The sequence below is a fragment of the Pseudomonas sp. FSL W7-0098 genome (assembly GCF_005930585.1).
GTDB classification, from domain to species: Bacteria; Pseudomonadota; Gammaproteobacteria; order Pseudomonadales; family Pseudomonadaceae; genus Aquipseudomonas; species Aquipseudomonas bubulae.
In genome coordinates this window covers 17,042-31,647 of sequence record NZ_RXHW01000002.1, presented here as the reverse complement: position 1 = coordinate 31,647, position 14,606 = coordinate 17,042, and the positions used below count along the sequence as shown (strand labels likewise).

Below are 14,606 nucleotides of genomic sequence, written 5' to 3'. Positions count from 1 at the left end.
GAGATCGAATTAACCAATTCGGTTCAAACGGTGTTTTTTCAACGTCCGCTTCTGGCCGGCAGCAGCCTTTTGTGACTGGCAGCAATTGGCCGTTAGCTGCCCTCCGTAAAGGGCAGCTTTGAGTCGGTTAGCGACCGTTGCTCTGATTAGCCATCCTTGTCCTTCCCCACGTGGAGGACTTGTCATGAACATCATTGCTACCTGCAGCCGTCAGCCCTGGAACAAAGGAAAACTGGTCGGGCAGAAAACTCCACTCCGACTGAGAGATATCTGGGCCATCCGAGTAAGGCTTCAAATTGCGGAAAGAACCCGAGATCTGGCTCTTTTCGATCTGGCCATCGACAGCAAGCTTCGAGCCTGCGACTTAACCAAGCTCCGCGTGCGCGATGTCGCTCATGGCGAGCACGTATCATCACGAGCCATGGTGATGCAGCAGAAAACGCAGCGGCCTGTGCAGTTTGAGATCACTGAGCAAACACGGTCTGCTCTCGCGGCCTGGATACATAGGGCCCAGCTACGCAGCGAGGACTGCCTGTTTCCTAGCCGGCTGCATACTTCAGACCATCTATCTACTCGTCAATACGCTCGTATCGTCAAAGGCTGGGTGAAAGCCGTGGGCCTTGATCCAGCCATGTATGGCACCCACACAATGCGACGTACGAAGGCATCACTGATCTATCGCAGGACGAAGAACCTGCGGGCGGTTCAGTTGCTGCTCGGCCATACGAAGCTGGAGAGCACTGTTCGATACTTGGGGATTGAGGTCGATGACGCCCTGGAGATGGCAGAACAGACTGAGGTTTGACCATGTATAGCGACGGTCGAAGTTAGACCGTCGCTAACCGGCCAGATCTACCTTTTTGATCAGCAGCAATTCATATATAGCGGCCGATCGACGTGTCCGCTATCGTAGGAGTGATTTTGGATTTCGCCAAAATAGTGTAAAACCTTTCAGAACGCGTTTGACTGATAGAATCAAACTGAAAGATGCTTTTACGTGATTGATTGGGAACAGGTCGGCAATGAGATGCCAGTCAAGCGATCTAAAAACCAAGAGCAACCCATCATGCTATCAACAGAAGACCAGGATTTCATATCAAATGAAATGAGCATTTCGCTGGCATCCATTAGCTCCAAACTCAGCGAGCATGCTTTATTGCCATATACAGATCGTCTTGAATCTGCGATTTCTTTCTTTATACGTTCAATTCTAGCTCAAAATAAATCCGGATATTTCTTTTCTGAAGGCTCTTTCCAACTCAGCCCGGCTCAAGTGCAAATTAATAATTATAGCGCCAAGTTGTCTGAAGATCTTTCAGGCACTGAAGCATTACCTACCCTTGACACATTGAGGTATGCATTTTCCTTGTTTGCCCGCAACGGACTTCATGAGCTGTTTACGTGCCAGGAAAATGTGGGGTGGTATCCCAAAGTAATCCTAAAAAAAGAATTAAGGCCGAACGATATTAACGATCTGCCAAGCCTGGTTACTCTATACAGAGGCACAGATATTGCCGAGCACAACACATCGAGCTATGGGCAGTCATGGACTACATGCAAAGAGATAGCCCATCTTTTTGCTTTTAAACATTACGTGGGTGAGCCTTCGTTTGAGGTTGACAATAGAGTGATTTTGATAACAAAAATATCAAAAGAGCATGCGTGCTTTTCCAATCAAACCGGTGAGTTCGAGGTTGTTATAGACGTTGGAAAAATTTCACACGTCGAAGTGGTCTAATTATCACGCTCATCGTGTTGCCATGACAACAGCCCGCACCAAGAAGTCATTTTTATCGCAAGGAGGCCTTTTATGAGTGGTATTGTTTCTCAAATTAATCAAGGAAGGTATGAATTGCCCCGGCCTTCCTAGACGCCTTTGAGCGGCTGCTTTTGGCCGTGAGCAGCCCTTCGTGACAGGCTGCTATCGGCCACAAGCAGCCTCTCGGAGGTATCTACGAAGCTTGAGGCGATTCAGATTTCAAGGCTTTAAAAGAAAACTAGGGGCGCCGCTCTTGCAATAACTGACGGGCGGAATCAGCCATCACCGGAAGAGCGCCGGCCAGCATCAAGAGATCTTTGAGCACTAGGCGTCCTGCACCAGACAGGAATGGAAAGCCATGTTCACCATCACCAAGATCCGGTACCCAGGCTTCAGGTGTGGTGAGCAGGAAGGTTAAGGTCACCAGCGGTGTACCGAAGGCCAGCGCCCCACCAAGCAGACCGGCGCGTCGCGAGATCGGGTTGGAAAGCACCAGCAGACCGATCAGAATTTCTACTACGCCCAGGCCGTTGGAAAAGATGTATGTGTTATTTGCGGTCTGCCAGACGCGCTTTTCCGCATTCAATTCACCCTCGTGGGTCAGGTGTGCCTTGTAATCCTCGGGATGTTCATAAAAAAAAGACATAAACGGGCTGTTGGCGACAAATGGGGTAATGCTATCGGCTTCGTAAGGCGCGAATTTGAGCGCCCCGATCCACAAGAAAACTACGGCGATCGCCAGTCTCATGAGGTGTGTGCCAAGGGTGTCGAGCTTGCTGATGAATTGCAGCCATGTAGTGAATGAAGCGAGCATCAGACTTATCCGAATATTTGGAATGTGAAACCAGTCTGAAGCTTAGCCGCGAGACGCTTTTGTGCGTCATGCTCAAGTTATTGTTCGATCGTCTCAACAAGTGGCTGACGTCTGGATGTATCAGGTAAGCCCCGGCACGTTTAAGTGTGCGGGGCCGGTGGAGTTATGGCGAAAGAGCTATTTTTTCAAGGTGTCGTACGCCTCAAGAGCGCGCAGTGAATAAATATAAGCGGCGCCTGCGTTCAACGAGATCGCAGTGGCCAAGGTCGCAGCCACTTCCTCGCGGCTCGCACCAGCCTTAATGGCCGCATCAGTGTGAGCTGCAATACAGCCGTCGCAGCGTGTAGTGATGGCGACTGCAATGGAGATCAATTCGCGGGTCTTGGTGTCGAGCACATCGTTTTCGGCAGAGGCTTCTCCGAGGGCCATGTAGGCTTTGACCATTTTTGGATTACTTTTGCCCAGCGCGCCGAAAGCTTTCTGGATGGAGGGTAATAATTCGGACCAGTTAATGAACATTGCGGTAACTCCTGAGGGGGGTTGGGTGTAATGTTTAACCTTGTTTAGTGTATGCCCTAGTCCTATTTTGATTAGTTCGATACGCTCTGTTTTTTCTGCGATGCGCTCAAATGAATTCGATCGACAAGCTCATCAGCCTCGCCAATGTTCGTGGCAGTCTGGATTTACGTTGCCAATTTCAGGGTGACTGGTCCCTGGAGCATGAGCAGGAAGCGCTGGGCAAAGCGCCATACCACGTGGTGCTGTCGGGTGAGTGTCGGGTGGAGCTTCCAAGCGGGCAGCGTCTTTCTATGCGCGCCGGCGACGTTCTGCTCCTGCCGGGTGGTGCGCCGCATGTGCTGCATAGTCCGGGCAAAGCTGTTGCGCCAACATTGGTATCGGCAAAGCGTATCGACGCTGGCATATTGCCCATACATCGCATTGGCGGCGTGAGTGCGGATCTGGACATGCTATGCGGCTGCTTTCACTTCAACCGAACTTCGTTGCTATTTGCTTCATTACCTGACTACCTGTTGATACCCAGCGGCACGCTCCCAGCGGATGGACCATTACAGTCTCTGGTCGATTTATTACGCGGGGAAGCAGACGGCGATCAGATTGGAGCAAAATTTTTGCTCGATGCTCTTTCTCAGGCGTTATTCACCCTGATCCTTCGCGCCCATCTATCTAGCCATGGCCAAGACATCGGCACGCTCGCCTTGCTCAGCGATAAACGTCTGGGCCCCGTATGGCAGGCGATGTTGGCTGATCCTGCGCACGAGTGGACCATCCAAAATCTAGCAGATATCGCGTGCATGTCCCGAGCATCTTTCATGCGGGCGTTCGTTCGTGTGGCTGGTGTGTCGCCATGGGTATTGCTTACGCAAGTCCGTATGGAATTGGCGTTCAGCCTGCTGAGTCATTCGCATCTGGGATTAAAAGATATTGCCTTGCAGGTTGGTTACCAATCGCAGGCGGCGTTCAGCAAAAAATTTAAGGAGGTTTATGGGGCGCCTCCAGGGAGAATGCGCCGCAGAATTTAGAGCTGTCACTTAGGTAGGGGTGACCAGAGATGGCCGTTTTCTGCCTGTTGTGATCGGCGGAGAGCGGCCAATAGCGTCCCTTCAAATATTTGAGTTGTAAACTGTTGGAAATACAGACGCCATGATTAAGGTCGAGGTGATCTAGGGTGTCTGAGCGTCGGTTCAGCCAGACGGCTTCGCTTAGGGTGCAAACGTAGGAATTGCCGAATCACGCTCCCATGGCGGACAAGGCGACCAAGCCTCCACAAGCTTATCGATGAAGAGACGAATTTTTGGAGAGAGATGTCGCTTGCTAGGGTAAATCACCCGAATAGGCTCTGCGGCCTCTGCATACCCTGCGAGCAATTGAACGAGTTTGCCGCTCCTCAAATCGTCATTTACCACATAGGAAGGAAGAGTCGCGATGCCTAGGCCAGCGACAGCTGACTGGTGCAATGACTCAGCACTGTCCATCTGTAGCCTTCCACCATGAGTAACGGGCACGGAGCTACCATTCACGCGAAAATTCCAAGGAAGCAATCTCCCACCGCTCACGAAATGCAGGCACTGGTGCTCGGACAAATCCTCAGGCGTTTTGGGCTCGGCATGCTCAGCCAGATACTTGGGTGAAGCGCAGGTAATCATTTGTTGATAGGCCACGGTACGCGTGAGCAACCGAGAGTCTTCCTTCGGTGGCCCGATGCGCATGGCCAAATCAAATCCCTCATCGATCAGATCGACCAGCCTGTCGGAAAATGTGATATCGACGCTCAAGGAGGGCCAATCCTTAAGACAGCACTCGATGTGCTGAAGGACATGAAGTCTGCCTAATGCTACCGGCAGGCTCATCCGCAGTCGCCCACTGGGTGTTGAACGACGAAACGCAAGGGCATCCTCCACGTCGTCCAGATCCTGAAGAACGCCCACGCAACGCTCATACAGAACCTGGCCGTCATCCGTCATGCTTAAACTGCGCGTAGTACGATTCAGTAAACGTACCTGTAAACGAGCCTCGAGCCTGACTATCGACTTCCCCACTGCAGAGCGCGTAAGGCCAAGCTGCTTGGCCGCCGCAGTGAAGCTTCCAGCGTTTACCGAGCTTACAAACGCTGCGATATCATTCAGGTTATGGAGTTCCATGGGGCCTCAAGGGTCTCAACGTTCGGGCGGCTTAGCACCTGTTATGGGGAACCCTATTCCCCAATACTAAGCATAGTATCTCAATTAGCTAATCCACTCCCATCGATCAATTGAGGTCATTATGAACACTAAAGTCCAAGCAGCCGTCCAAACCTGGGCCAACAGCCTTAGCGATCTGGTACCCGTTCTTAAGGGAATTGATACCACCACAAAAATGAGCGACATCCGCGACTCTTACGCAAAAATGCTCGCGCAAAATCCAGCGCCAGCTGGCGTTAAATTCGAAGCAGTCAACATGGGCGGCGTCCCCGGCACACTGGTTACCCCGGACGAGATCAAAACTGACGCAGTAGTGATGTATATCCACGGCGGCGCCTACATTGTAGGTCGTCCAGACGGCTACCACGGCATCGGAGGCAATTACGCGAAAATGCTCGGTGCTCGTGTGTACATGCCAGACTATCGTCTTGCTCCTGAGCACAAGTTCCCAGCCTCTGTTGACGACACATTGCGCGCCTACGAATGGCTGCTTGAGCAGAAAATCCCAGCTAACAAAATTGCGTTCTCTGGCGAGTCGGCTGGCGGCGCGATGGTTGTCAGCATCATGGTTGCTGCTAAGTCGAAAGGGCTTCCATTGCCTGCGGTTGGCTCCTCCATCTCACCATGGGCGAACCTTGAACACACCGGTGCTTCCATGAGCAACCGTGAAGGTCTGGATCCTCTGAACTCCAAGCCTGTCCTGGACATCCTCGCCAGAGCATTCCTAGGCGACACATTGGCCAATCATCCTCTGGCCTCACCTGTGTTCGCGGACGTCACCGGTCTTCCACCAATCCTGGTGCAGATCGGCGAGAACGAGCTGATGTTGAGTGATGCAATGCGCCTTGCAACTCACCTGGCTGATAACCGCGTTCGCGTAAACCTGGAAGTATGGCCTGCGATGTTCCACGCCTGGCACTTCTACGCCACCATGCTGCCAGAAGGTCAGCAGGCCATGGAGAGTTCGGTGCGCTTCATTGAAGCAGGCTTGGCCGAGGCTAATCCTTAACGCGTAGATCAGCCGCGACAACTATCCCGGCTGTCGCAGTTAACACATTGACATTAAAGCAAAGGTGCTAACCCAGGATGGGTATGAGCCTGCGCTGACGACGAGGCCCAAAGCTAGAGTTTTTCCGGCGCTCATGTTGAGTCGCCCCTGCTTTAGTTGACGGTCGATGACCGCTATTGGCCCAGAGTGTGTAAAAACGAGTCGCCAAATTCGAAGTGCGCGCTTCTGCGTTAAATCTGAAATTCATCAGCACATCAGCAGATGTGGATTTGGGGTAGAAGCGCGGTTTCCAGTCTGGTTTTGAGTAACTTTCGCACCGAAAAACGTTTTTACACAGCCTGGGCCGAAAGCAGACTACCGGACCTATGAGATCAGTCGAAGTCCTCTTCTCGTAACAAGCACAAAATTTAATGCGTTATTTAGGCCGAAGCCGAACAACAACTGGTATAGAACAAAAAAGCCCACCTGTTGGAGAGCAGGCGGGCCATTTGAGTTAACGTCAATTAAGAGGTTATTTCTGGATGATGCTGTCCGGCAATGCATAGGCAATGATGTAGTCACCGACATCAGGCGAGTGGCTCATGCCACCTGCGGAGATGACTACGTACTGCTTCCCGGTATTGGGTGATTTGTAGATCAGCGGGGCTGCAACCGCGCCAACCGGCAGGCGGGCTTTCCAGACTTCTTTACCGGTGGCCGAATCCAGCGCTCGCAGGTAGTAGTCCTGGGTGCCGGCGAAGAACACCAGGCCAGATGCCGTTGAGGTCGGGCCACCCAGTGTTGGCATGCCCAGCGGGATTGGCATGTGCGTTTTGATCCCCAGAGGGCCAGTGTCCTGGACGGTGCCCAACGGAACCTGCCAGACCAGTTTCTGGGTGTTGAGGTCAATGGCGCTCATGCTGCCGAAGGGAGGTGTGTTGCACGGTACGCCCAGTGGCGACTGCAGAATGTCGATTTTCACCCCGCCATAGATACCGGCGACTTGTGGGCGAATGGTTCCCATGAAACCCGGGACTTCATCGGTCGACACGTTGAACTTCTTGGTGTCTTCCTTTTTGACTAGTGACATCCGCAGCGGCATGCGCATGTCATTGACGAACATCATGCCGGTGTTTTCGTCGATGGAGATACCACCCCAGTTCATACCGCCCAGCAAGCCAGGCCATTCGATGTACGGTTTTTCACTTGGCGGTGTAAACGGACCCAGGTAGACGGAGTCTTTGAACATGATCCGGCAATACAGTTGGTCGAAAGTTGTCACGCCCCACATCGACTTCTCGGTCAGCGGGTCGACACCAATGGTCGGCATCCCGACCGAGAACGGTTGGGTAGGCGACAGGTGCTCGCCTTCTGCTGCTGGAGAGGTAGGAACCGCACGCTCTTCAACTTCTGTAACCGGCTTGCCGGTACGGCGATCCAGCACAAAAATGTTGCCTGTCTTGCTGGTCTGGATCAAGACCGGAGTCTTCTCGCCCTGGGCGTTTTTGATGTCATAGAGCACAGGCTGCGAAGGCAGGTCATAGTCCCAGACGTCGTGGTGAACGATCTGATAAACCCATTTGGCTTTACCGGTTGATGCATCGACTGCAACAACGGCCGTACCAAACTTCTCTTTAACCTGGTTGCGATCACCACCCCAGTAGTCGGGCGGGCCATTGCCCGTAGGCAGGTAGACCAGATTCAACTCTTTATCGTAGGTCGGAATTGTCCAGACGTTAGGCGTCTCCAGAGCGAACTGATGATCGTCTGCCACTGCGTTCTTGCCCTCGGGTGCACCTACATCCCAGGCCCACACCAACGCACCTGTCAGAACGTCGAATGCGCGTACGGCACCGGAAGGTTCGCCCGCCACAATGTCCCGTACCCAGCCGCCGACCACGGTGAGGTGGCCCATGACAACCGGCAGCGAGGTGGGGTGATAGCGCTTGCTGTTTTCAGTCGGGCCCATGCCTTTCTTGAGATCGACATAACCGTTGTCGCCAAAGCTCGGGCACAGGGTGCCGGTATGCGCATCAACCGCAAACAAACGGGCATCCACAGACGACACCAGTATACGCTGGCGGCACTGCTGCTCATTGCCATATGACGCCTTGACTTCAGCGCTTAGGCTGTCGTCTTTATCGATGTCGTAATAACCCACGCCGCGGCAAGTCACGTGCTCTTCGCTTTTGGCTTTGGGATCGAATTTCCAGAGCGGGGTCCCGGTATCACCGTCCAGGGCGGTAATCAGGTTTTCCGGTGTGCACGAGTACAGAACATTGCCGATCTGCAACGGTGTATTTTCATCTACACCCGCGCCGGCACCTGTGGTGCGACGACCTGTTCTGTAGGTCCAGGCAACCTGCAGGTCCTTGACGTTGTCCGAGGTGATTTGCGTGTAAGGAGCAAACCGTGTTCCCGAGGCATTACGCCCAAAGAACTCCCAGTTTTCAGGGACGTTGGAGGGCTCTTCTGCCTTGGGTGCGTCAGTGGCGGCGACCGGGTTCGAGATCCCGCCGTGCGGGTAGAACGCAGCAATAAATGTCGCGACCAGTGCCAGGAATACGGCAAACCCGAACCGGTTAGCGGCGCGCCGGGTGCTCAAGGACGTGTCCGGCAATGCGGCGCCGACCCACAGGCTGAGTGTCAGGATGATGGCAGGAATGACCAAGCGTGGAAGCAGTTCCCAATAGCTGAACTGACCCACTTCATAAAAGGCCCAGGCACAGGTCGCAAGGAATATGGCAACAGAGAGAGTAATACCCGAACGCTTGCGAAACAGAAATAGTGCCGCCAGTACGAGATAAGTCAAGCCTGCGATCAAGTAATAACTTGACCCGTCCAGCGCCACTAGTTTGACCCCGCCATAAATCAAAGCTAGTGCCACGGCAAATACAAATAGGGAAAAGAGTACCCTCGCGATAGTGCTCATTGAGCGTCTTGAAGTTTGAGATGGTTGGTCATTCGTCATTTAGTGAATGCTCTATGGGTGAATACAAAACTGCCCGCACGCTGTGCGAACAGCTGGGTCAAATGTTCAGTTCAACCCGAACAGGACTGGGCATGGCAGGTGTTGGAATCAGAACTACCGCCCTGCCGACAGCAAGCGAGCACCGGCAATCAGTGTAGCAGGTTGCTGCAGTCGCAATGAATATGCCGAAGGCTCTACGAAACGCGGGAAGGTGTTTGTCCGGGCACTGCTGGCTCGACGTTCCGAGAGTGAGCTGAAGACTCTGAGCTAGTTTATACAGGTGCTTCTTGGGATAAATCCAAAGGTTTGAGAAACATTGTTGGTGAAACAGTAATAATCCATGGTAAGGAGGGGGGTTGAAGTCCCAAATGTTTTCTCTTCTTTTTGACGTGCGAGTGACCTCAAAAGCAATAAGCGCTGAACACTAACGATCGCCGTTTCTGCAAGCGAAAGGCCGGATATCGCCACCGCGATTATTACTGTCTCCCCAATAATGTTTCTTAGTTCCCTGGATTTATCTGAAAAAAATATCGACATAAACTTAGCCTTACGGCTCACACGGGATGACATTCACCAGCCCTGCCACTTTCAGGGCCTGTTAGTCATGTGAAGCGAACATCCGAACGGTTTCGAGCACCCGCACCCCCGTCATATACCCGCTCATGGACACCCTCTTGCACAGCCAAGGAGGGATCAACTCGGCCCGGGTTCAGGTTATGACACCGCAGTTCTCAAGACGGTATCAGGCCAGAAAAGCTAAAGCGGGCCAGTTTCCTGCCGTGCCAGCGTGTCGTTGAGCGATACACCAAAATTTTTTGCAACGGAGCACACCCCAATGTTTTTTTCTTTCCGCGCGCTGCTGACCACCAGCCTGTGCAGCGGTTTGTCGCTGTGTATCTTGAGCCCGACTTCAGCACTGGCTGACACTTCCGACCTGATGAGTCGTTCGACACTAACCGGCGATTGGGGGGGGGAGCGCCAAAAACTGGTGGACAAGGGCATCACACTGACCGGTGACTACAGCTCTGAAACGATTTCCAACTTGCATGGCGGGATCAAGCGAGGTACGCGCTATGCGCAACAAATACGCGTGGGCGCCAAGTTTGATCTGAGTAAACTGCTGGACACCCCGGACGCTGGATTTGTGCAAATTCTGGTTAACGACCGTCGCGGCCACAGCGCCACGGAAGACTTGCTCGGCAACCGCCTTTCTGCGCAAGAAAACTACGGTGGCGAATACACGCGACTGACCGAGTTCAGTTACCAGCGCAATCTGTTTTCTCCGGACGTGTCTGCCAAAATCGGTTACATGGTGATGGGCACCGATTTTGGTGGCATGCCGATCCTGACCAACTTTGTGAGCGCCGGCTTTTGTGCACACCCATTGACCATGTCCAGCGGCAGCGGGTGGGGCAACTACCCGACGGCCCACTGGGGTGGAGAGTTGCGTTACGACGTCAACGACTCACTGACGCTGCAAACCGCGGTATTCCAGGTCAACCCAGAGCACAACAGCCTTCCCTCTGAAGCGTTTTCCATGCCCAGCCACGACTCCACCGGGGCCATTCTGCCTCTGGAAGCCATCTTCAATAATAACGCCTTTCTCAATGGCCAATACAAAGTCGGCTGGTACTACGACAGCTCTAACTCGCAAAAAATTGGCAGCACAGAAAAAAGCAGCAATCGCACCGGGGCTTACGTGTTGATGGACCAGGCAATCTGGAGGGATGAGCAAGACCCTGAAAGGGTGCTACGCCTCTTCGGCCAGGCAGCCACCAGCAACGCAGCCACCTCACCAATGCGTCGCTGGTACTCGGTCGGCCTGGTTAAGCAAAAGCCTTTTGCCAGCCGCCCGCATGACAGCATTGCTTTGGGTTATGGCCGGGCCGTGCTCAACTCCCGTACGCGTGATGTACAAGAAGCGGCGGCGACCAGCTTCGGCGAATACGAGATGATTGCCAACCTCGACAATGGCGAGCAGATGATTGAGCTTAACTATGGCGCGCAGGTCACCCCTTGGCTGCTGCTGCGTCCTGACCTGCAGTACTACATTGAGCCTGGAGCGTTCTCCGGCAAAAAAAGAGGCAACGCTTTGGCCGTGGGCTTACAGATCAAAGCGACGTTTTAAACAAATGGAGTTTGAATCGCCCCGGCTTTCCTAGATAACTTTGAGCGGCTGCTTTTGGCCGGTTAGCGACGGCTTGACTTCGACCGTCGCTATGCATAATCAAACCTCAGTCTCTTCCGCCATCTCCAGGGCGTCATCAACCTCAATCCCCAGATATCGAACAGTGCTCTCCAGCTTCGTATGGCCGAGCAGCAACTGAACCGCCCGTAGGTTCTTCGTTCTGCGATAGATTAGTGATGCCTTCGTACGGCTCATACAATCTAAATCAGCAGCCCTACTCGTCCTGATTGCTTTGATTCTATAAATAGCAGTTTACTTTTACACATTAGCTTTAAATCAGACGAAAAAACCTCTAGGAAAAACAAATCCATTTCGCTATTTGTTCCCCTTGTATTCTAACAACCACTTCCTAATATCGTTAATTTGCGCCTCAAGCATAGCCTGCTTGGCTTCCAACAAATACAGACTGTATCGCCCAGCAATATCTATTTCGTAGATAGCTGGCACATTGCATTCCTCTACAGGCTTGAGCGAAATCTCAGTAGCAGTAACCGTTTCCACGACATATAACGAGCGTAACTTTTCCGAACCATCAGTGGCACCGAAAGCGACATACAAACCTTGCTGAAGTCCAACAACATTTATTTTTAATCCTTCTTTATCCTTTGGCAGGAATGCTGCAATCTTTACTCTTGCATTTGGTCTATGAACAAGAGCACTCCAACCTCTTTTATAATACTGTCTATCCATACTTGAAAAATGAGGATTTTCAATACAACCGGCATAATCGATAGGTAGTAAAAGCATTATAAACCTCACAGTTATTTGTAAAAATAACCCTATCAACTTTCCTTCTTGCCCTCCACCGAACTTGATGCAGTTTCGTGTGCTCGGCGGCACACCCACGAGTTCGCGTCAGATTGCCGCAGTTCGACCAGCATCTAGTACCAACCGGCACTGGCAGAGATAGGTCAATGGGCATGGGCAGCGGATGGGGCAAAGTAGTTGAATTGGCCCCAATCTACCTGCGTACCTTGGGTTAATCTGACGTCGGCGAGCTCCCGCAAGCATTCACCGACGCCGGTCACCTAGAAGTGTTACTACGGGTTTCCAGCTATCTTCCGGGCGTAATAACGATCACTGAGATCCTTCTTCGGATCAGCCTTGACCCAGCTCACTGGTTTACTACAGCCCATGCAGATCAGTACATTTTTGTCCGCGCTAAGGGTATACAGGGCAGCGCTAGAACCAGCTCCGACCTTCAAGCCAGTATCCGTCACCTCAAATTCTGGAGCCTCATACCCCAGTCGATCCATATTCTCAAATTTGAACGACCAGACTCTAATCTGTTTTGCACGCCAGATGCCCATTATGGTTAAAGGATCATACTTCGTAGTGCGCTGATAAACCCAATCACCTTCATATGGTGTCAGCTTCGGGGCCTCTGAATCCCGGTGTATCTTATCCAGGGTTTTCTTCTGCATTTTTTCCAACTCGACATTCAGAGTTTCCTCTTTTCTACGGGCTTGCTCCTCAAGCATCTGACCCACGTCATACGGCCCTTTGGGGTCATACTGCCAAACATGCTCATCCGCACTCATGCCTAGAACCTTGCAATTAAGGCAGTCAAGATTTCGCTCATCGACATTACGCTTCATAACCAGACGAGTCGTGCCACTCACAGCATCAAGAAGTAGCTTTTCATCTTTAACCGACACTTTCATTTTACCGAGCGGTTTGATGCCGTCCTTCCCAAAGTCCCCGAAGACTTCTGCTTCAGAGCCATGAATATTGAGAACCATGGTTCCGTTCATGCTTGAGTCTTTGAATCGGTATGCACCAGTGAAATCTTCACCGCCGCAGCCAGAGAGAAGAGTTCCAGCAACAGCGGCTGTGGCGAATTTAATTAGCGTACGCATGACGTCCTTCCGTTGGTTTTATATCGTCTTTTAGCAACAGTGATTTGCACCTATAAATTGACATCAAGCTGCCCCCACTCACTAAGCTGAGGCGACTCCATTGCGGTTGAGCTCCCCGATGAAAATTCCGGCGCGATATTCATCCATCCACAGTAATAAGGGCATCCAGTACAGGCGCAGGACGTTACCTTCTCTAGAGATGAGTACATGCCGCGTCACGGAGGACGACCACTTCATACCAGGACACAGACAGCTAACGACCATCAGTTCATCAAGATCAGCCCGCATCATCGGTCACTCTCCCGCCGCTCTAGCCATATCGCCAGCAACCACAGGCCAGCTCCGATAAAGGCCAACACCAAGATCGCCCACAACGGCACCAGACGATAGGAGCCCAACCATAAGCCCGCGCCTACGCAGGCAACACCCACAAAAACTCGCCCCATACAGGTCACCTCCACTCGTAATGAGTCGCCACGCTACCCCGTGGTCCCTATGTGTCATCGAGAAGCAGGGAAAAATCGTCGGCTCCCGCACTGGGATCTGAAAGCGCCGCAGCGGGGTTGAAGGGAATAACCACGGCACCCTGATGGTGAAGCAGTGAAGGCCGCTTACTTCTCAGTGGTTTTTGCGGGTTTCCCAATGGCTGGGGGAATTTTCGCCAGGATGCTGCGGCGGATTCACGATGCACTCCCAGCGTCAGGGAAGTGTGAATGCAGTATTTCTCAGTGCATTTCTGCAGCCGCGCAGAAGCAGTACGATGCTACCGAGCGGTTTGCCGTTAGGTTTCTGAGGTTTCTGGATATGGTGGGCCGTGCCGGCGAGCCCCAACTATCTGACGTCAACGCCGACACCAGGGCGGTCGCTGCCGCCCCTCCTGCCCTGAAACTATTCGCCCTTCAACTCTGAAGGCTCTGAACTTTTACTCTCCGCCTGAGTGCGCGTCGTGTGAGTTGTAGAACACTACACCAAACATATTCACATGCTCTCCTGCATCGATTGATGACTAGTCCGCGTGCACCCAAATCGCTGAGGAAGCCTATCTAGAACCCGATGCCTTTGGCGGGGAGAAAACCCTGCTTATGGTGTCCCATCATTGTTGATCTGACCAGCCGAGATAACGAGCGTCCGGTCTGCCTCTACTGAGCCCCTATGTGCTCATCACCATCATCGCGCGTCGTGTGGGTTCACCCACTCTCTTTTCTGAGCTGAAAGCCAGAAAAGAGAGTGGGGTGTAGCAACTGCACCGAGTTCGGTTGCACTGGGCTTGATGGTCTGCGAGAAATGATCACAGCAGGTGAAGAAAATTTTCGCGCACGACTGATGAG

At 52.5% G+C, this 14,606-nt stretch carries 11 protein-coding genes; 5 read left to right on the top strand and 6 right to left on the bottom strand.

From position 1 onward, the window contains the following. Positions 1-184: 184 nt before the first annotated feature. Together FHL07_RS03165 and FHL07_RS03160 are read left to right on the top strand one after the other, a co-directional pair. Positions 185-805: a tyrosine-type recombinase/integrase gene (locus FHL07_RS03165; RefSeq protein ID WP_138738101.1), complete on the top strand. Its 621-nt coding sequence runs from the start codon at positions 185-187 to the stop codon at positions 803-805. Positions 806-997: 192 nt separating this feature from the next. Beyond that, positions 998-1,738 carry a hypothetical protein gene (locus FHL07_RS03160; protein ID WP_138738100.1) on the top strand — a complete coding sequence of 247 codons (741 nt, stop codon included), beginning with the start codon at positions 998-1,000 and terminating at the stop codon, positions 1,736-1,738. A gap of 259 nt (positions 1,739-1,997) precedes the next feature. Here FHL07_RS03160 and rclC read toward each other — a convergent pair whose 3' ends face one another. Together rclC and FHL07_RS03150 are read right to left on the bottom strand one after the other, a co-directional pair. Further along, the gene (gene rclC, locus FHL07_RS03155; RefSeq protein WP_016779378.1) at positions 1,998-2,573 is read right to left on the bottom strand and encodes a reactive chlorine resistance membrane protein RclC; all 576 of its coding nucleotides are present in this window, start codon (positions 2,571-2,573) and stop codon (positions 1,998-2,000) included. 177 nt (positions 2,574-2,750) lie between these two features. After that, positions 2,751-3,092: a carboxymuconolactone decarboxylase family protein gene (locus FHL07_RS03150; protein WP_016779377.1), complete on the bottom strand. Its 342-nt coding sequence runs from the start codon at positions 3,090-3,092 to the stop codon at positions 2,751-2,753. Positions 3,093-3,202: 110 nt separating this feature from the next. On the opposite strand from FHL07_RS03150, the gene FHL07_RS03145 reads away from it, so the two are divergent. Continuing rightward, positions 3,203-4,114 carry an AraC family transcriptional regulator gene (locus FHL07_RS03145; protein ID WP_047273856.1) on the top strand — a complete coding sequence of 304 codons (912 nt, stop codon included), beginning with the start codon at positions 3,203-3,205 and terminating at the stop codon, positions 4,112-4,114. A 180-nt stretch (positions 4,115-4,294) separates the two neighbouring features. On the opposite strand, the gene FHL07_RS03140 is transcribed toward FHL07_RS03145, so the two are convergent. Next, positions 4,295-5,233 (bottom strand): LysR family transcriptional regulator, encoded by a 939-nt coding sequence (locus tag FHL07_RS03140; RefSeq protein WP_016779375.1) that lies wholly within the window; start codon positions 5,231-5,233, stop codon positions 4,295-4,297. A gap of 121 nt (positions 5,234-5,354) precedes the next feature. On the opposite strand from FHL07_RS03140, the gene FHL07_RS03135 reads away from it, so the two are divergent. After that, complete coding sequence (locus FHL07_RS03135) at positions 5,355-6,281, top strand: alpha/beta hydrolase (protein WP_016779374.1); 927 nt, start codon at positions 5,355-5,357, stop codon at positions 6,279-6,281. A gap of 511 nt (positions 6,282-6,792) precedes the next feature. Here the strand turns inward: FHL07_RS03135 and FHL07_RS03130 are convergent. Next, positions 6,793-9,192, bottom strand: a complete 2,400-nt coding sequence (locus tag FHL07_RS03130) for a membrane-bound PQQ-dependent dehydrogenase, glucose/quinate/shikimate family (protein ID WP_088500413.1) — start codon at positions 9,190-9,192, stop codon at positions 6,793-6,795. An 874-nt stretch (positions 9,193-10,066) separates the two neighbouring features. On the opposite strand from FHL07_RS03130, the gene FHL07_RS03125 reads away from it, so the two are divergent. After that, positions 10,067-11,359 carry a carbohydrate porin gene (locus FHL07_RS03125; RefSeq protein WP_047292077.1) on the top strand — a complete coding sequence of 431 codons (1,293 nt, stop codon included), beginning with the start codon at positions 10,067-10,069 and terminating at the stop codon, positions 11,357-11,359. Positions 11,360-11,734: 375 nt separating this feature from the next. On the opposite strand, the gene FHL07_RS03115 is transcribed toward FHL07_RS03125, so the two are convergent. Together FHL07_RS03115 and FHL07_RS03110 are read right to left on the bottom strand one after the other, a co-directional pair. Next, positions 11,735-12,166, bottom strand: coding sequence for a hypothetical protein (locus tag FHL07_RS03115; RefSeq protein ID WP_133144166.1), 432 nt, complete (start codon positions 12,164-12,166; stop codon positions 11,735-11,737). A 293-nt stretch (positions 12,167-12,459) separates the two neighbouring features. Further along, on the bottom strand, positions 12,460-13,278 hold the full coding sequence (locus FHL07_RS03110) for a hypothetical protein (protein WP_047292072.1): 819 nt from the start codon (positions 13,276-13,278) through the stop codon (positions 12,460-12,462). Positions 13,279-14,606: the final 1,328 nt, after the last annotated feature.

What these genes read in the sequence shown, in the direction of transcription:
- FHL07_RS03115 (WP_133144166.1), bottom strand. Translation starts at nt 12,166, where the DNA reads ATGCTTTTACTACCTATCGATTATGCCGGTTGTATTGAAAATCCTCAT.
- FHL07_RS03140 (WP_016779375.1), bottom strand. Translation starts at nt 5,233, where the DNA reads ATGGAACTCCATAACCTGAATGATATCGCAGCGTTTGTAAGCTCGGTA.
- FHL07_RS03145 (WP_047273856.1), top strand. Translation starts at nt 3,203, where the DNA reads ATGAATTCGATCGACAAGCTCATCAGCCTCGCCAATGTTCGTGGCAGT.
- FHL07_RS03135 (WP_016779374.1), top strand. Translation starts at nt 5,355, where the DNA reads ATGAACACTAAAGTCCAAGCAGCCGTCCAAACCTGGGCCAACAGCCTT.
- FHL07_RS03150 (WP_016779377.1), bottom strand. Translation starts at nt 3,092, where the DNA reads ATGTTCATTAACTGGTCCGAATTATTACCCTCCATCCAGAAAGCTTTC.
- FHL07_RS03165 (WP_138738101.1), top strand. Translation starts at nt 185, where the DNA reads ATGAACATCATTGCTACCTGCAGCCGTCAGCCCTGGAACAAAGGAAAA.
- FHL07_RS03125 (WP_047292077.1), top strand. Translation starts at nt 10,067, where the DNA reads ATGTTTTTTTCTTTCCGCGCGCTGCTGACCACCAGCCTGTGCAGCGGT.
- FHL07_RS03110 (WP_047292072.1), bottom strand. Translation starts at nt 13,278, where the DNA reads ATGCGTACGCTAATTAAATTCGCCACAGCCGCTGTTGCTGGAACTCTT.
- FHL07_RS03130 (WP_088500413.1), bottom strand. Translation starts at nt 9,192, where the DNA reads ATGAGCACTATCGCGAGGGTACTCTTTTCCCTATTTGTATTTGCCGTG.
- rclC (WP_016779378.1), bottom strand. Translation starts at nt 2,573, where the DNA reads ATGCTCGCTTCATTCACTACATGGCTGCAATTCATCAGCAAGCTCGAC.